The organism is Acinetobacter sp. YH12211 (genome assembly GCF_013418015.1).
GTDB classification, from domain to species: Bacteria; Pseudomonadota; Gammaproteobacteria; order Pseudomonadales; family Moraxellaceae; genus Acinetobacter; species Acinetobacter towneri.
This window is the reverse complement of record NZ_VPCW01000003.1, coordinates 150,371-166,672: the sequence shown is the minus strand read 5'-3', so window position 1 is coordinate 166,672 and position 16,302 is coordinate 150,371. Positions and strand designations below refer to the sequence as shown.

Genomic DNA, 16,302 nt, shown 5'->3' with positions numbered 1-16,302 from the left:
TGCAGTCTTTTAGTGTGTACTCAATAACAGATCGGTTTGAGTTAAAAACAGGATGACCTGATACCCAACCTGCTTGAGGAGAAAAATAATGCAATTGGCATTTACTGAAATGGACACTCCTGTAGGCGTGCTTAAATTGGTGGCTCACGATCACGCATTGGTTGCGGTAATGTGGGATAACGAAGATCATAAACGGGTACGTTTAGCCAGTTTAGTTCGACAAGATGATCATCCAATTTTTCTCAAAACTCAGCAGCAACTCCAAGAGTATTTTGCAGGTCAGCGTCAGCAATTTGATGTGCCTCTTGATTTTGAAGGCACTGAATTTCAGAAGAAAGTCTGGCAGGCGTTATTAAGCATTCCTTTTGGGGAAACTCGTAGTTATAAGCAAATTGCCGAACAAGTTGGTAGTGAGAATGCGATGCGTGCCGTAGGGGCGGCAAATGGCAAAAATCCAATTTCGATTATTGCACCGTGTCATCGGGTGGTGGGTGCAAGTGGAAAATTGGTGGGCTTTGCAGGCGGGTTGGATAATAAAGCGATTTTGTTAAAGTTAGAATCTTCAACTTCAAAAGTTTAAATGACTGAGATTCAACAACAATTTTGATCAAAATAAAATAGAGCAGGGGAAATGTTAAAAACATTATTGTTGCAGTTTTGGTGGCTTATTCTGCTTGTTGCAGGTGTAGGGCTGATCAAAATTTTCAAACCTTTTCTAAAGGGAAAGGTGGGGGAACTCGCAGTAAGTACGCATGTGAAGTTGTATTTAGATGAACGTTATATCTTGTTGAATGATGTAACTTTGCCTGATGAGTTCGCAGGAACAACTCAAATAGATCATATTTTATTGAGTCCTTTTGGGGTTTTTGTGATTGAAACAAAAAACTATAAAGGCTGGATTTTTGGTGGAGAACGCCAAAAAGTATGGACACAAAAAATTTATAAAAAGACCTACAAGTTTCAAAATCCTGTCTATCAGAACTATAAGCATATAAAAGTTTTGGAATCAGTATTGAGCGATATTGTCGAGCCTGAATATCTGCATTCTGTGATTGTATTTATGCCAGACTGTGAGTTTAAGACCTCTTTGCCCAACAATGTTTTTAAAGGCAGTGCATGGGTTGAGTATGTCAAAGGTTTTCGGCAAGAAGTCATTTCACCGATGAAACTGAAACGTATTCAGCTGAGAATTGAAAAAGAACTACTTGATAAGTCTTGGAAAACCAATCGTCAACATGTCGAAAATTTGAAACAACGGCACGAACGTTAAAAAGTTGCAATGAAAAACCCTGATACAAGGTGATCAGGGTTTGAAGGAGTTGAACGATAAGCACTAAAACCTTTTCGGAATTTTCTGTCCGTTCGGTACAGGCGTTTCCGCATATTTAAGCACACCAAACAACCAAGTTTCAGCATGTTGTACCGCTTGTTTCAGTTGATCTCCCATTGCCAAGCGCCCTGCAATAAAGCTCGCCAATGAACAGCCTGAACCGTGATATTCACCTTCAAGCCGTGGACAGCGGGTTTCTGAAACCATTTCATTGTTAATATACAGTGCATTACGAATATGATCAGGGGTATCTTCATGCCCACCTTTGACCAAAACGGCCTGCGCGCCCATTGCAAATAATTTAGCTGTTGCGCGTTCTAAATCATCTTCACCCGTTAAGGCACGTAATTCCACAGTATTTGGCGTGATTAAAGTCGCCAGTGGAATCAACTCGACAAATGCCTGAACCAAAGTCGCTTGATTACCTAAAGAACCACCACTATTGGCAACCAAAACAGGGTCAAGCACATATAAATAATCAGGATGTGCACGTAAAAAATCTGCCAGCGCTGCAATATTGTCAGTGGTGCCCAACATGCCCGACTTTACAACTTTAATGGGCAAATCATTCACCACCGCATTGGCTTGCGCCAATAACAATTCTTTAGACGTTGCTTTAAAGCCAAATACTTGCTGAGAGTTTTGAATGGTCAGTGCTGTGCAGGCAATCGCTGCATGTGCACCGCTATTGCCAACGGCTTCAATATCAGCCTGTAAACCAGCGCCACCCGAAGGGTCTAAACCAGAAAAACATAGTACTGTTGGTCGCACACACATATCCTTAATTGCTTCTATTTACGTTAGTATAGGCAACTTTGGAGTAACACTCGATAGTCATTTAGGCACATAGGCTGACATTGTGATAAAGAACCTTTTAATTGATTTAGATGGCACGCTGACCGACCCGAAAGAGGGCATTACCGCTTCTGCGCGTTATGGTTTGGCTAAGGTTGGACATCCTATTGCAGATACGGAAAATATTGATTGGATTATCGGGCCGCCCTTAAAAGCCTCTTTGGCAAAATTACTTCATGTAGATGTGCATGACGTATTGGCAGAGCAAGCCTTAGCAGGCTATCGAGAGCGTTTTGCTGCAACAGGCTTATTTGAAAATCATGTCTTTGAAGATGTTGCTGCAACATTGGCAGATTTAAAACAGCAAGGCTATCGACTGTTTTTAGCAACAGCCAAACCTGAAATTTATGCACGCCAAATTTTAGATCACTTCGATTTATTGCAATATTTTGAATATCCCTACGGTAGCGAACTAAATGGTGAGCGTACCAATAAAGCGGATTTAATTGCCTATATTTTGCAGCAAGAACAATTGCAACCTGAACAATGTTTAATGATTGGAGATCGTGAACACGATATTTTAGGTGCACGAGCCAATGGAGTCGATTGTGTTGCAGTCGAATACGGCTATGGTTCGGCTCAGGAGTTAGACTTGGCTGCACCAAAACATAGAATTCAGTGTTTTGCGCAAATTTTGTCGGTGCTTGAACAGTTATCTGGATGAGCGAGATGCTTACATCTGTTTGCATTTCTAGCGCAGTGTTATTGCAAAGATCGTGCTTCAATATTTAATTTGAATATTTAATTTTAATATTGAAAGAGGGTATGTGATGAAGATATTTAGTCAATCTATTGCAGTAGTAGCGGTTTCAATACTGATGACTGCATGTGCCAATCATGCTGCTACATCCACAACACCTACTGCGCAGGTCGAAATGTACACATCATTGCAACATCGACAGTGTGAGCCAGATTCAGGTTTAACCCTTACGGAAATTGTTCAGCGTTTACAGCAAGCACAGATTCAGGTGAAGCGGGCCAGTGTAGGTTCAGATGGGCGGATGTATGCACAGGTCTGTGGTGGTGCAGATGGAAAAATTGCTATTGTCACGATTCCTCAATCTCAGCAGAAACAAGCAGCGGCATTGGGCTTTCAGCCTTACTCACAAATACGTTGAATTAAAGCATAAGTGCTGTTTTTAGTTGTCACCCATAAAAAAACCTCAGTTCTTTGCACTGAGGTTTTTTTACAACCGAATCAGGTTGAGATGTCAGGATACTTGGCGTTTCAAATTTTAGAACTGTGGTTTTACCACGACTAAAATTACAATCGCTAATAGCAGCACAGTCGGCATTTCATTGAAGAATCGCCAGAACTTGTGTGATTTATAATGCGCATTGCCAATCAGTTTTTGGCGGTAATAGCCACAAACCAAATGGTAAATCACCAATAAACCGACCAATGCTACTTTCAGGTAAAACCATAACGCATCGTGGTAATTGCGGGTCGCATCGCCCCAATCTACCAAAAAGTGTGCCGTGATGAGGGTGGCAATCATAGACGGCCACATAATCCCTCGGTACAACTTGCGCTCCATGATTTCAAAACGCTGATGGCTCAGTGTATCTTCACTCATGGCATGGTAAACATATAAACGTGGTAAGTAGAACAATGCAGCGAACCAGCAAACCACGGCAATAATATGTAATGCTTTTACCCATAAAAAAGCATCAGAAGGTGCATCCATCGACTATCCTATAGGAGATTATTCATCCCACTTCTTGAAAATAAGGCAGGCATTTACACCGCCAAAACCAAAACTGTTACTCATCACAGTATTCAATTTTGTGTCGCGTTTTTCAAGTACGATATCAAATGCTTTCGCGCCTTCATCAAGTTCAGTGACGTTGATGTTTGGTGCAATGAAGTCGTTTTGCATCATCAAGACAGAATAAATTGCTTCTTGAACGCCTGCAGCACCCAAGCTGTGACCAGTCATTGACTTCGTTGAGCTAAGAGCAGGCACTTTACCTTCACCAAACGCACGTTCCATGGCTTTCAATTCAGTCACGTCGCCTGCTGGAGTAGAAGTACCATGTGTGTTCACATAGTCAATTGCGTCTACACCGTGTTGTTTCGCTTCGTCTAAAGCCATCAAGATACAACGTGTTGCACCTTCACCGCTTGGTGCAACCATGTCTGCACCGTCAGAGTTTGCAGCATACGCAACCACTTCAGCTAAAATATTTGCACCACGTGCTTGTGCGTGTTCAAGTGATTCAAGAACCACGAAACCACCACCACCTGCAATGACGAAACCATCACGGTCTGCAGAGTACGGACGAGATGCTGTTTCTGGTGTGTCGTTGTATTTAGAACACAAAGCACCCATCGCATCAAACAATAAGCTTTGTGACCAGTGATCTTCTTCACCGCCACCTGCAAGCATTAAATCTTGTTTACCCAATTGAATTAGGTTGTAGGCATAACCAATTGCATCGGCAGAAGTTGCGCATGCACTGGTAATTGAGTGCGCGATACCTTGTAATTTGAACGCAACACCCAAGTTTGCCGTAATGGTGTTCGACATGTTACGTGGTACGAAGAACGGGCCAATTTTACGTGCGCCTTTTTCTTCAAGTAGCTCAATCATTTCTGCAACAGATGCAGTTGAGTTACCGCCTGAACCACCCGCGATACCGTAACGTGGGTTGCCTGCTAAATCTTCTTGCTTTAAGCCCGCATGTTCAATGGCATCTACTGCAGCGTTGTAAGCGTACATCGCACACACGCCCATAAAGCGTTTTAATTTACGGTCAATGTGGTTAAAGTTTTGTTCTGCTGCTGCACTTACGTGGCTTTTGAAATTAAGTTCAGCATAAGTTGGGTTGGAACGTGTCCCAGAAATACCGTTTTGTAAAGAATGAGTCACAGCTTCTAAAGTATTACCAATGCACGAGTTAATGCCCATGCCGGTGATTACAACACGTTTCATCTACAGATCCCTTTTATGGTGATAATGTTGAGCCGAACACCGTGACTGCCAAGCAATCGCTGATACGGTATGACTCATGTCTTACAATTGCGTTCATAATAGCAGAAAGAATTTTGAATTCTTATGGCAAATATGATGCCACTTTGCAGGGAAGATCAAACCGCAGCGAAGCGGTAAATGAGATGCAGGAAGCCAACCAAAAGATACACAATCATATTGAGATAAACTTAGACTACACCTAGTATCTACCCATAAATCATAGAAATTAAAATTGAGGAGTAAGAATGTCAGATTCCAAGAATAAACAATCAAGCGGATTCTTCTCGAATGCGATTGGGGTGGCTAAAAAGCTCAGCAGTACAGGCATCCATGTATTGCAGCAAGTTGCACCGGGTACTGTAGCGAAGGATGAGCACAGTGCAAAATCAGGGCAAATTATTGAAGGTCAGGCACGTAGTTTTAGTGCTTTTCAAGCGCGTCAGTATGACAATCCTCAACACATGCTCAGACAGCATGTGCCACAAGTTTCACGTCAGCTTTTAGGACGTCACTATAATCGCGTCAATCAGGTAGCGAGTTTTGTGTCGCCCGATTTTTCCGACAAAATTTCAGATTATTTATTTGATCAGCTGAATAGTTTTACCTCCAATATTAGCTCTGTTGATGATGTGCTTGATCAAGCAGGTGTGCGCGATTTAGAAGAATTGACTCAAGATGTAGATCGTTCTAAACGAATTAGTCAGGCACTTGCAGAACAAAATAAATGGATTGCATCACTGCAAGGCGCATTGACAGGTGCAACAGGAGTAATCGGTTCAACCATTGATGTGCCTGCATCTATTGTGATGTCTTTACGTACCATTTATCAGGTTGGGCGTGCCTACGGTTTTGAACTGAATAAAGACACTGAGCAAGAAATTGTTCAGTTTATTTTTAAACAAATTGATTTAGGCGTCATTGCAGAAAAGCAAGCAGTGTTGATGGGGCTAAAAACCTTATCTAATATGCTGCAAACTCATGATGTGCATCAATTACAAAATATGCTCGGTTCAAGCAATGATTATGAGGTATTAAAGAAATACTTCTTAAATGAGCAAGGTCAAGTCAAATGGCCGTGGTTGAATCATGTACCTAAGTTTTCCATGTTGAATAAACTCACGCCTGTAGCAACCGCATCGGTGAGTGCGGTATATAGCTGGAAATTAGTGGAAGATGTGCATCACAAGGCACAGCAAGTATTTTCCAATGCCCGTAGCTATTTAATTCAGCATAAAGACAGCAATTTATCTGCCATTCATGCGTATGAAAAATCGTTGGAATTGCTGGCACAGGCTGCGCCTAAACTCTTAGAGCAGTTGAAGGGCAATGAAGCCAAACATGCAGAGCAAGATGCATTAGTAGAGGGGCAAGAGAGAGCAGAATCTGCGCCGTCAGATGCTTTGCTGCAAACCGTATCAGACCATGAAAGTATCAGAACGGTAAAAGTGCAGAAAAAATCGAACAAAGTGGAAACAACTGCAGCACAACTCGATGAAAATATTCAGCAAGGTCTAGAAGAATTGGCAGATCAAATGCTAGAGCCACATGCTGAAGTTGCACCGCAAAAACCTGCTGTACCTGCAGAAGAAATTGATGAATATAGGCTGGAAGATGCTTTGGAGCCAGTGGAAGATTCAACTCAAGTGGCTGAAACTGTTTCGGAAAATCCAGTAACATCAAGCAAAGAAACTGCAAAGCAGGTTACAAAAAAGCCGAGAACTCGTACAAGTGCTCGCAAGCCAAAAGCTGAATAAAAACAAGTGATAAGTAGAAATTTGGTTGGTATTTTAACTGCCTATGAAATATTGACCATTTTTCTATCTTCGCTTACAATTGCATGCCCTCAAAAAGTAGTATGTTTTTGGGGCTTTTTATTAACGGGAGAATTGCCACATGGCAACAACAAATCAGTTGATCCGTAAGGGTCGTACGACTTTGGTTGAAAAATCAAAAGTTCCTGCGTTGAAGGCTTGTCCACAACGTCGTGGTGTTTGTACACGTGTTTACACAACTACACCTAAAAAACCTAACTCAGCAATGCGTAAAGTTTGCCGTGTTCGCTTAACTTCAGGTTTTGAAGTTTCTAGCTACATCGGTGGTGAAGGTCACAACCTACAAGAGCACAGTGTTGTTCTTATCCGTGGTGGTCGTGTTAAAGACTTACCAGGTGTACGTTACCATACCGTTCGTGGTTCTTTAGACTGTGCTGGCGTGAAAGATCGTAACCAGTCACGTTCTAAATACGGTGCTAAACGTCCTAAGAAATAATCTTCTAAAGATTAAACTCTTAGTTCGTAGATTAGTTCGTAGAACTGCAATCCTTTATCGTCTCGCTTGTCTGATTTCTGCATTTAATTTTGTGAAATTCAAGCGACGTGTAGTAAGGCCAGCGAAATGCACACGACACTTTGTGCTACGGCTGGATCACCCTGAAGTGTCATATTTATAGGTAGTTTAAAATGCCAAGACGTCGCGTAGTCGCTGCTCGTGAAATCCTTCCGGATCCTAAATTCAGCAGCCAAACAATCGCTAAATTCATGAACCACGTAATGCAAGATGGTAAAAAATCTATTGCTGAAAGTATCGTTTACGGTGCTTTAGACCGCGTTCAAGAAAAATCTAAAGTAGACCCAGTTGAATTTTTTGAAGCTACGCTTGAAAAAGTTCGTCCAATGGTCGAAGTAAAAGCACGCCGTGTTGGTGGTGCTACTTATCAAGTTCCTATGGAAGTACGCCCATCCCGTCGTACTGCTTTAGCGATGCGTTGGTTGGTAGATGCTGCTGCTAAGCGTTCTGAAAAAACTATGGCGTTACGTCTTGCTGGCGAGTTGCTTGATGCATCTGAAGGTAAAGGCGCAGCGATCAAAAAACGTGAAGATGTGCACCGTATGGCTGAAGCCAACAAAGCCTTCTCTCACTACCGTTTCTAAGCGGATAAAACAGGCCCTAATCAGGAGGGTGATGAATCGGTTGTCACTGAATTGTCATCAAATCGCTTTAAGTTGCTAGGCAGCTTAAAGCGTCCTGTTTTAAACAACAAAATTTAGGAATGCTAGAAATCATGGCACGTCAAACCCCAATTTCTCGTTACCGTAACATTGGTATCTCTGCGCACATCGATGCGGGTAAAACAACAACTTCAGAACGTATTTTGTTCTATACAGGTGAAAGTCACAAACTTGGTGAAACTCACGAAGGTTCAGCAACAACTGACTGGATGGAACAAGAGCAAGAACGTGGTATTACTATTACCTCAGCAGCTGTAACATGCTTCTGGAAAGGTATGGGTAACCAGTTTGACCAACACCGTATTAACGTAATTGACACCCCAGGACACGTTGACTTCACAATTGAAGTTGAGCGTTCTATGCGTGTTCTTGACGGTGCATGTATGGTTTACTGTGCTGTAGGTGGTGTACAACCTCAGTCTGAAACTGTATGGCGTCAAGCAAACAAATATAAAGTACCTCGTTTAGCGTTCGTGAACAAAATGGACCGTACAGGTGCAAACTTCTTCCGCGTTGTTGAACAAATGAAAACTCGCTTGGGTGCAAACCCAGTGCCTATCGTTGTTCCAGTGGGCGCAGAAGACACATTCACAGGTGTTGTTGACTTAATCGAAATGAAGTCAATCATCTGGGATGAAGCTTCACAAGGTATGAAATTTGAATATGGTGAGATTCCAGCTGACCTTCAAGCAACTGCTGAAGAATGGCGTACGAACATGGTTGAAGCTGCTGCAGAAGCATCAGAAGAACTCATGGACAAGTACCTAGAAAATGGCGAACTTTCTAAAGAAGAAATCGTTGCTGGTTTACGTCAACGTACATTAGCGGGTGAAATTCAACCTGCAATGTGTGGTTCTGCATTCAAAAACAAAGGTGTTCAACGTATGTTGGACGCAGTAATTGAATTCTTACCTGCACCAACTGACGTTGAAGCGATCAAAGGTATCTTAGACGACAAAGACGAAACTGAAGGTTCTCGTGAAGCGTCTGACGAAGCACCTTTCGCAGCGTTAGCGTTCAAAATCATGAACGACAAATTCGTTGGTAACTTAACGTTCGTACGTGTTTACTCTGGTGTTCTTAAAGCGGGTAGCCCGGTTTATAACCCAGTGAAAATGAAGCGTGAGCGTATTGGTCGTATCGTACAGATGCACGCAAATGACCGTCACGACATCGAAGAAATTCGTGCAGGTGACATCGCAGCGTGTGTAGGTCTTAAAGATACAACCACTGGTGATACATTATGTGACGAAAACCACGTAATTACACTAGAGCGTATGGAATTCCCAGAGCCAGTAATTGCATTGGCTGTTGAACCTAAAACTAAAGCTGACCAAGAAAAAATGTCAGTTGCTTTAGGTCGCTTGGCGAAAGAAGATCCATCATTCCGCGTTCGTACAGACGAAGAATCTGGTCAAACGATCATTGCGGGTATGGGCGAGCTTCACCTTGACATCATCGTTGACCGTATGAAGCGTGAATTCAACGTAGAAGCGAACATTGGTAAACCAATGGTTGCATACCGCGAAACGATCAAAAAGACGATTGAGCAAGAAGGTAAATTCGTACGTCAAACTGGTGGTAAAGGTAAATTCGGTCACGTATTCGTACGTTTAGAGCCGCTTGATCCTGAAGCTGGTAAAGACTACGAATTCGCTGAAGAAGTTGTAGGTGGTGTAGTACCTAAAGAATTCTTCGGTGCAGTAGACAAAGGTATCCAAGAACGTATGAAGAATGGTGTCTTGGCTGGTTACCCAGTTGTAGGCATTAAAGCGACATTATTCGACGGTTCTTACCACGATGTCGACTCTGACGAATTATCGTTCAAAATGGCGGGTTCTTACGCATTCCGTGACGGTTTCATGAAAGCAGATCCTGTTCTTCTTGAGCCAATCATGAAAGTTGAAGTAGAAACTCCAGAAGACTACATGGGCGATATCATGGGTGACTTAAACCGTCGTCGTGGTATGGTTCAAGGTATGGACGACTTACCTGGTGGTACTAAAGCAATTCGTGCAGAAGTTCCACTTGCAGAGATGTTTGGTTACGCAACACACATGCGTTCTATGTCTCAAGGTCGTGCGACTTACTCTATGGAATTTGCTAAATATGCTGAAACTCCACGTAACGTGGCAGATGGCATCATTGCTAAATTCCAGTCTGGTGGTAAAAAAGGTGACGACGAGTAATCTTTCGATTACTATAAGCGCAAACTAATTCATAGTTAAAAAACCTAATGCTCATGGAGTGATCCTCCATGAGTTGTTTTAAAAAGGAAGATCTCATGGCTAAGGCTAAGTTCGAACGTAATAAGCCACACGTTAACGTGGGCACAATCGGTCACGTTGACCATGGTAAAACAACTTTAACAGCTGCGATTGCTACAGTATGTGCACGTAAGTTTGGTGGTGAAGCGAAAGATTACGCTGCTATCGACTCTGCACCAGAAGAAAAAGCACGTGGTATTACAATTAATACTTCTCACGTAGAATACGATTCTCCAACTCGTCACTACGCGCACGTAGACTGCCCAGGCCACGCCGACTATGTTAAAAACATGATCACTGGTGCTGCTCAGATGGACGGTGCGATCCTTGTTTGTTCAGCGACTGATGGTCCAATGCCACAAACTCGTGAACACATCCTTCTTTCTCGTCAGGTAGGTGTACCTTATATCATCGTATTCTTAAACAAATGCGATATCGTAGACGACGAAGAGTTAATTGAATTAGTTGAAATGGAAGTTCGTGAACTTCTTTCTACTTACGACTTCCCAGGCGACGACACTCCAGTAATCCGTGGTTCAGCACTTGCTGCACTTAACGGTGAATCAGGTCAATATGGTGAAGATGCTGTAGTTGCTCTTGTTGAAGCGCTTGATACTTACATCCCAGAGCCAGTACGTGCAATCGACCAAGCATTCTTAATGCCAATCGAAGACGTATTCTCTATTTCTGGTCGTGGTACAGTAGTAACTGGCCGTGTAGAAACTGGTATCGTGAAAGTAGGCGAAGAAGTTGAAATCGTTGGTATCAAAGACACAGTTAAAACAACTGTAACTGGCGTAGAAATGTTCCGTAAACTTCTTGACGAAGGTCGTGCGGGCGAGAACTGTGGTGTTCTTTTACGTGGTACTAAGCGTGAAGACGTACAACGTGGTCAAGTACTTGCTAAGCCAGGTACAATCAAGCCACACACTAAATTCGATGCGGAAGTATACGTACTTTCTAAAGAAGAGGGTGGTCGTCACACTCCATTCCTTAACGGTTACCGTCCACAATTCTATTTCCGTACAACTGACGTAACTGGTGCAATCCAGTTGAAAGAAGGCGTTGAAATGGTAATGCCAGGTGACAACGTTGAAATGTCAGTAGAATTAATCCACCCAATCGCAATGGACCCAGGTCTACGTTTTGCGATCCGTGAAGGTGGTCGTACTGTAGGTGCTGGTGTTGTTGCTAAAGTAACAGCATAATCACTTTATAGTGTGAAAAAGCGCTCCATTTGGGGCGCTTTTTTTATGGCTGTATTTTGTGTGCTAGTTTCCAGGTGGATGAAAGCTTGTCCTACTGTATTGATGGATGAAATAGCTGTTCTTTAAACCTTGAATCAATCTAAAACCATTTTATGAACATTCTTTTGCTGCGGTTTAGTTGCCTTTTTTTCTCTTACATCATAAAAATAATTTTGCTGTCTAATTATTCTTGCTCTTACGTCATAAAAAATCATCGTCTATTTTTTTACTCTTGCGTCGTAAAAATAATTTCATTGTCTATTTTTTACTCTTGCGTCACAAAAAATAATTTCACTTATCATTATTTTTTATTCCTCATGTCCTGAACTGACAACTCACTGTCCTTAACTGCACTTAAATACCGCACAGAAAACCGTAATATGAACTCATACCGAAAAATAAAAAATATAGCGGGTTACAGGAAATGAATGACTTCATTGTTGTAACCTCAGGAGTGAGCAACATGAATGCTAAAGTGAGTATTAGTGAACGTGCAGGGGCGAGTTTTCCTGTCCGTCGAATGAATTTCAACTTTGATGCTGTACCTGAATATTGGATGAATGGTAATGCAGGTCTAACGCATTTTATGACTGCATTATCTGCGTTATTTCCCGCAGGTGAGAAGTTCTTTATAGACAGTGTGCGTGCTGTGCGTTATCACCCAATGCTGAAAGACAATGCAGATTTACAGAAAGAAATCAGTGCATTTATTGGACAAGAAGCCATGCACACGCATGAGCATGTCGGTTTTAATGCCTCTGCACAGAAATTTGGGCATGATGTTGATACTTTGGATTGTTATACAGATACTGTGATTCAAACTACACGCAAATTTATGGCAAAGTTGGCTAAACCGATTGGCATTACACAGAAAATGGTAGATTTAACTGCGACCACTGCGCTAGAACATTTCACAGCTACGATTGCCTCACAATTATTGACCAATTCACATATTCAAGAATTGATGACCGATGACACCATGAAAACTATGTGGTTGTGGCATGCGATTGAAGAAAACGAACATAAAGCTGTTGCGTATGATGTATTTGAAGGTGTGTTTGGCAAAGGTCTGAAAGCCTATGCACTACGTACAAGTTCTTTGGTTATTTCGATGCTGACTTTATTTTTTGTACAAAACTATTTTTTGTGGCGTTTACTAAAACAAGACAAGCAGTTGAATTTGGAAAATTTACGCATGATTTATCGTTATGCCTATAGTCCATCTAAAGGGATTATTACAGGCATGGGCAAAGAAATGTTGTTCTATTTCAAACCGAATTTTCATCCTAACGATTTTGATACCACAACATTATTAAATACTTGGAAAGCTAAATTAGGCTTTTAAACTTTTCCTTTTGGTCAGGCAACGTAAGTTGCCTTTTTTTTTGCTCGATTTTTTTGTCGTGAAATCTATAATGCCTACATCTTAGAACAGCACAAGATCATTTCTTATGATTCGTTTAATGCAAGCCCATGATGTCGCCGATGTGGTTGCGATTGAAAATTTGGTACAAAGTCATCCGTGGAGTGCCAAACAATTTGCCGAAGCGGTAGAGAGTTATCACAGTACCGTGATTGAACATGCAGGGAGAGTGGTGGGTTTTTGTATTTTGCAACCTGTGTTGGATGAAGCAAATTTGTTGTTGATGGCGGTGCATCCAAGTCAGCAAGGCAAAGGTTTAGGTTATCAACTGCTAGAACATTCTATTGCAGGTTTGAAAAACCAACCTGTGCAGATTTTTTTAGAAGTACGTGAAAGTAATTTAGCTGCGATAGCCCTGTATGAAAAGTCAGGTTTTCATCAAATTGATTTACGTAAAAATTATTATCCTAAAACGGATGGCACACGGGAGCATGCCATTATTATGGTGAAATCTTGTAGCGATGATTTTGCCAGTTTGTTTAAGTGAATCTGATCGATGCAAAAATCAGTATTGCATCATTACATTTTTATTTGATGATGGAGTTATTCCAGCCTAAGGGCAGCGTGGTCATTAAGGAGTTTCCCAATTGCTGCACCTCATCGGTATTTAGGCTGCGGTTAATGCGTCGCCATTGACCATCAAGCAGTAGCTCAAGGGGCACATATTGCGATTTATAGTTCATTTTATTGGAATGTGGTACCCAATAACCTAAGTAAACATATTGCAGTCCCAAATGCTGTGCCTGTTCAATTTGTTTTAATACAGCAAATGTTCCGAGTGAGCGACGACTTTCGTCTGGGTCAAAAAAGGTATAGACCGCAGAAATACCATCATCTAAATAATCACAGGTCGATACTGCAATTAAGCGATCATCTTGCCAAACCTCTAAAAAGAAGCTGCTGGTACAACTGTGGATTAGGAATTTTTCAAATTGGTCACGGCTGGCAGGGAACATATCGCCATCGGCATGTCGTTCATTGATATAGCGTTCATACAGCGCATAATGCAAATCACCTGCATCTTGTGGCTTGGTGATTTTGATCTGTAAATCGTGATTGCGTTTCCAAGCTTTCTTTTGCGTGCTGTTCATTTTAAATTCAGCGACAGGAATACGTGAAGAAAGGCATTGGCGGCACAAATGGCATTCAGGACGATAGACAAAATCGCCACTGCGACGAAAACCGACCCGAGAGAGTTCAGACAAAGTCAGCACATCAATTTTATGTGCAGGATCTAAAAAAACCATCCGCGCAGATTTTTCAGGTAAATAGCTGCAATCATGCGGCGGAGTAATGTAATACTGCAAATCATTTAGCAGGGATTTTGGGTGATATGAATTCATTGTCAAGATCCCTCTCTGTTATTGTCATTCAAGTAGGCGCGCATACTGCGCTATTGTTTTACTTGAAAATACACTGTCCTGATATTTTTTCCAATTGATTGCAGGTTGTTTTACAACATCTTGTAACGATTTAAGATAGTCTTGGCGAGAAAGTGTACATGCGCCCAGACTAATTAAATGATCATTGACCAATTGACAGTCAATCCAAGGCAATTGTTGTTCTTGTCCGAGCAGCATCAAACTATAAAATGCCATTTTAGATACATCAGTGCGATGGCTAAACATGGACTCGCCAAAACAGCCCTTGCCAATGCTGCCCCCATACAAACCGCCGACCAAAAGATCTTGCTCCCAAACTTCGACACTGTAGCCATAACCTGCTGCAAAAAGCTGACAATACCCTTGAATGATCTCTTCAGAAATCCAAGTTTCATTGGCGTAGCTACGGGGCAAGGCACAATTGCGAATCACCTGTTCAAAGGCGTGATTGACAGTAATGCGATAATCCATTTTTCTCATGTTACGGATTAAAGATTTACTGGGCTGATAATATTGCGGAATAATCACACAACGCGGTTCAGGACTCCACCAGCAAATAGGATCACCTTCTGAAAACCATGGAAATAAGCCATGTGTATAGGCTTCATAGAGCGTAGAAGGGGAGAGGTCTGCACCTACACAAATCAAGCCTTCACCCTCAGGATCGACTTCAATGGGATCGGGGAAAATGAATTGTGAAGCCGGGAGCGTGTGCATATCAATTGCCGTATGAAGTTTTACGATGAACTTGATTTCATCATACCTAAAAATGCCGTGATAAAAAAACCGCTCAAGGAGAGCGGTCTTTAAACTTGGTCACTAAATTATTCACCAAGTGCATCTAAATATTTTTCTGCATCCAAAGCTGCCATACAACCTGAACCTGCAGAAGTAATCGCTTGGCGATAAATTGAATCGGCCACATCACCTGCAGCAAATACGCCAGCCACAGAAGTTTGAGTCGCATTGCCTGAAGTGCCGCTTTGTACTTGGATATAACCATCACGCAAGTTCAATTGACCTTCGAACATGCCTGTATTCGGTTTGTGACCAATCGCAATGAATAAGCCAGACACATCAACAATTTGAGTAGAGCCATCAGTGGTTGATTTTAAACGTACTGAAGTTACGCCTGTGTTGTCGCCCAAGACTTCATCAACTTGGTTATTCCAAAGAATACTGATTTTGCCTTCTTTTTCTTTGGCAAATAAATGATCTTGCAAGATTTTTTCAGAGCGAAGTGAATCACGACGATGCACCAATGTCACGTGTGATGCAATGTTAGACAGGTATAATGCTTCTTCAACAGCCGTGTTACCACCACCAACGACCATCACTTTTTGGTTTTTGTAGAAGAAACCATCACAGGTAGCACAAGCACTTACGCCTTGACCCATAAATGCTGCTTCAGATTCTAAACCTAAATATTGTGCAGTCGCACCTGTGCAAATGATTAAAGCATCACAGGTAAATTCTTCCATATCACCTTTCAGTACAAATGGGCGCACATTCAGGTTTACTTCATTGATATGGTCATACACGATTTCTGTGCCAAAGCGTTCCGCATGAGCTTGCATACGTTCCATTAACGCTGGGCCTGTTAAACCTTCAGGTTCACCTGGCCAGTTATCAACTTCCGTAGTTGTGGTGAGTTGACCACCCAATTGTAAGCCTGCAATTAAAGTCGGTTTTAAGTTGGCACGTGCAGCATATACTGCAGCACTATAACCTGCAGGGCCTGAACCTAAAATAATTAAACGTGAGTGACGAGCGCTCATGCACAGCATCCTTTTTTTATTTAGAAATTTATGGAAT

Annotated in this window: 17 protein-coding genes; 11 read left to right on the top strand and 6 right to left on the bottom strand. The window is 41.9% G+C overall.

The features are described from left to right. The first annotated feature begins 88 nt into the window (after positions 1 to 88). Complete coding sequence (locus FTU98_RS02860) at positions 89 to 580, top strand: methylated-DNA--[protein]-cysteine S-methyltransferase (RefSeq protein WP_180050358.1); 492 nt, start codon at positions 89 to 91, stop codon at positions 578 to 580. A 51-nt stretch (positions 581 to 631) separates the two neighbouring features. Then, positions 632 to 1,270, top strand: a complete 639-nt coding sequence (locus FTU98_RS02855; RefSeq protein WP_167846216.1) for a nuclease-related domain-containing protein — start codon at positions 632 to 634, stop codon at positions 1,268 to 1,270. Between the two features lie 63 nt (positions 1,271 to 1,333). Here the strand turns inward: FTU98_RS02855 and FTU98_RS02850 are convergent, their stop codons facing one another. Continuing rightward, positions 1,334 to 2,101, bottom strand: a complete 768-nt coding sequence (locus tag FTU98_RS02850) for a hydroxymethylpyrimidine/phosphomethylpyrimidine kinase (protein WP_167846215.1) — start codon at positions 2,099 to 2,101, stop codon at positions 1,334 to 1,336. Between the two features lie 88 nt (positions 2,102 to 2,189). Between FTU98_RS02850 and FTU98_RS02845 the strand changes: the two genes are divergently transcribed. Both FTU98_RS02845 and FTU98_RS02840 read left to right on the top strand, forming a co-directional pair. Further along, positions 2,190 to 2,849: an HAD-IA family hydrolase gene (locus FTU98_RS02845; protein ID WP_019837216.1), complete on the top strand. Its 660-nt coding sequence runs from the start codon at positions 2,190 to 2,192 to the stop codon at positions 2,847 to 2,849. Between the two features lie 106 nt (positions 2,850 to 2,955). Then, the gene (locus FTU98_RS02840; protein ID WP_004975264.1) at positions 2,956 to 3,303 is read left to right on the top strand and encodes a hypothetical protein; all 348 of its coding nucleotides are present in this window, start codon (positions 2,956 to 2,958) and stop codon (positions 3,301 to 3,303) included. 117 nt (positions 3,304 to 3,420) lie between these two features. Here the strand turns inward: FTU98_RS02840 and hemJ are convergent, their stop codons facing one another. Then, positions 3,421 to 3,873 (bottom strand): protoporphyrinogen oxidase HemJ, encoded by a 453-nt coding sequence (gene hemJ / locus FTU98_RS02835; RefSeq protein ID WP_004975266.1) that lies wholly within the window; start codon positions 3,871 to 3,873, stop codon positions 3,421 to 3,423. Between the two features lie 18 nt (positions 3,874 to 3,891). Further along, positions 3,892 to 5,121 (bottom strand): beta-ketoacyl synthase N-terminal-like domain-containing protein, encoded by a 1,230-nt coding sequence (locus FTU98_RS02830; RefSeq protein ID WP_004975268.1) that lies wholly within the window; start codon positions 5,119 to 5,121, stop codon positions 3,892 to 3,894. Between the two features lie 284 nt (positions 5,122 to 5,405). Here FTU98_RS02830 and FTU98_RS02825 point away from each other — a divergent pair, with 284 nt between their 5' ends. From FTU98_RS02825 to rimI, 7 genes are all read left to right on the top strand, one after another. Further along, positions 5,406 to 6,914 (top strand): EcsC family protein, encoded by a 1,509-nt coding sequence (locus FTU98_RS02825; RefSeq protein WP_167846213.1) that lies wholly within the window; start codon positions 5,406 to 5,408, stop codon positions 6,912 to 6,914. A gap of 139 nt (positions 6,915 to 7,053) precedes the next feature. Continuing rightward, complete coding sequence (gene rpsL / locus FTU98_RS02820) at positions 7,054 to 7,428, top strand: 30S ribosomal protein S12 (RefSeq protein WP_000246374.1); 375 nt, start codon at positions 7,054 to 7,056, stop codon at positions 7,426 to 7,428. A gap of 191 nt (positions 7,429 to 7,619) precedes the next feature. After that, positions 7,620 to 8,090, top strand: coding sequence for a 30S ribosomal protein S7 (gene rpsG / locus FTU98_RS02815; protein ID WP_004975277.1), 471 nt, complete (start codon positions 7,620 to 7,622; stop codon positions 8,088 to 8,090). A 131-nt stretch (positions 8,091 to 8,221) separates the two neighbouring features. Next, entirely contained in the window at positions 8,222 to 10,357 is a 2,136-nt protein-coding gene (gene fusA, locus FTU98_RS02810; RefSeq protein WP_004975278.1) for an elongation factor G, read from the top strand. A 95-nt stretch (positions 10,358 to 10,452) separates the two neighbouring features. Further along, complete coding sequence (tuf, locus tag FTU98_RS02805) at positions 10,453 to 11,643, top strand: elongation factor Tu (RefSeq protein WP_004975768.1); 1,191 nt, start codon at positions 10,453 to 10,455, stop codon at positions 11,641 to 11,643. 502 nt (positions 11,644 to 12,145) lie between these two features. Further along, on the top strand, positions 12,146 to 13,027 hold the full coding sequence (locus FTU98_RS02800; RefSeq protein ID WP_004975282.1) for a metal-dependent hydrolase: 882 nt from the start codon (positions 12,146 to 12,148) through the stop codon (positions 13,025 to 13,027). Between the two features lie 106 nt (positions 13,028 to 13,133). Continuing rightward, complete coding sequence (gene rimI / locus FTU98_RS02795; protein WP_004975283.1) at positions 13,134 to 13,592, top strand: ribosomal protein S18-alanine N-acetyltransferase; 459 nt, start codon at positions 13,134 to 13,136, stop codon at positions 13,590 to 13,592. A 40-nt stretch (positions 13,593 to 13,632) separates the two neighbouring features. On the opposite strand, the gene FTU98_RS02790 is transcribed toward rimI, so the two are convergent. The 3 genes from FTU98_RS02790 to trxB form a co-directional block, all read right to left on the bottom strand. Then, on the bottom strand, positions 13,633 to 14,448 hold the full coding sequence (locus tag FTU98_RS02790) for an arginyltransferase (RefSeq protein WP_131261724.1): 816 nt from the start codon (positions 14,446 to 14,448) through the stop codon (positions 13,633 to 13,635). A gap of 24 nt (positions 14,449 to 14,472) precedes the next feature. Next, positions 14,473 to 15,204, bottom strand: a complete 732-nt coding sequence (aat, locus tag FTU98_RS02785; protein WP_180050355.1) for a leucyl/phenylalanyl-tRNA--protein transferase — start codon at positions 15,202 to 15,204, stop codon at positions 14,473 to 14,475. A gap of 107 nt (positions 15,205 to 15,311) precedes the next feature. Then, a complete protein-coding gene (trxB, locus tag FTU98_RS02780) occupies positions 15,312 to 16,265 on the bottom strand; it encodes a thioredoxin-disulfide reductase (protein WP_180050352.1) in 954 nt (317 codons plus the stop codon). Positions 16,266 to 16,302 lie beyond the last annotated feature (37 nt).

Excerpts from the sequence above, each read along its gene's own strand:
- FTU98_RS02860 (WP_180050358.1), top strand. The coding sequence starts at position 89 with ATGCAATTGGCATTTACTGAAATGGACACTCCTGTAGGCGTGCTTAAA.
- FTU98_RS02855 (WP_167846216.1), top strand. The coding sequence starts at position 632 with ATGTTAAAAACATTATTGTTGCAGTTTTGGTGGCTTATTCTGCTTGTT.
- FTU98_RS02840 (WP_004975264.1), top strand. The coding sequence starts at position 2,956 with ATGAAGATATTTAGTCAATCTATTGCAGTAGTAGCGGTTTCAATACTG.
- hemJ (WP_004975266.1), bottom strand. The coding sequence starts at position 3,873 with ATGGATGCACCTTCTGATGCTTTTTTATGGGTAAAAGCATTACATATT.
- FTU98_RS02830 (WP_004975268.1), bottom strand. The coding sequence starts at position 5,121 with ATGAAACGTGTTGTAATCACCGGCATGGGCATTAACTCGTGCATTGGT.
- FTU98_RS02825 (WP_167846213.1), top strand. The coding sequence starts at position 5,406 with ATGTCAGATTCCAAGAATAAACAATCAAGCGGATTCTTCTCGAATGCG.
- rpsL (WP_000246374.1), top strand. The coding sequence starts at position 7,054 with ATGGCAACAACAAATCAGTTGATCCGTAAGGGTCGTACGACTTTGGTT.
- rpsG (WP_004975277.1), top strand. The coding sequence starts at position 7,620 with ATGCCAAGACGTCGCGTAGTCGCTGCTCGTGAAATCCTTCCGGATCCT.
- fusA (WP_004975278.1), top strand. The coding sequence starts at position 8,222 with ATGGCACGTCAAACCCCAATTTCTCGTTACCGTAACATTGGTATCTCT.
- tuf (WP_004975768.1), top strand. The coding sequence starts at position 10,453 with ATGGCTAAGGCTAAGTTCGAACGTAATAAGCCACACGTTAACGTGGGC.
- FTU98_RS02800 (WP_004975282.1), top strand. The coding sequence starts at position 12,146 with ATGAATGCTAAAGTGAGTATTAGTGAACGTGCAGGGGCGAGTTTTCCT.
- rimI (WP_004975283.1), top strand. The coding sequence starts at position 13,134 with ATGATTCGTTTAATGCAAGCCCATGATGTCGCCGATGTGGTTGCGATT.
- FTU98_RS02790 (WP_131261724.1), bottom strand. The coding sequence starts at position 14,448 with ATGAATTCATATCACCCAAAATCCCTGCTAAATGATTTGCAGTATTAC.
- aat (WP_180050355.1), bottom strand. The coding sequence starts at position 15,204 with ATGCACACGCTCCCGGCTTCACAATTCATTTTCCCCGATCCCATTGAA.
- trxB (WP_180050352.1), bottom strand. The coding sequence starts at position 16,265 with ATGAGCGCTCGTCACTCACGTTTAATTATTTTAGGTTCAGGCCCTGCA.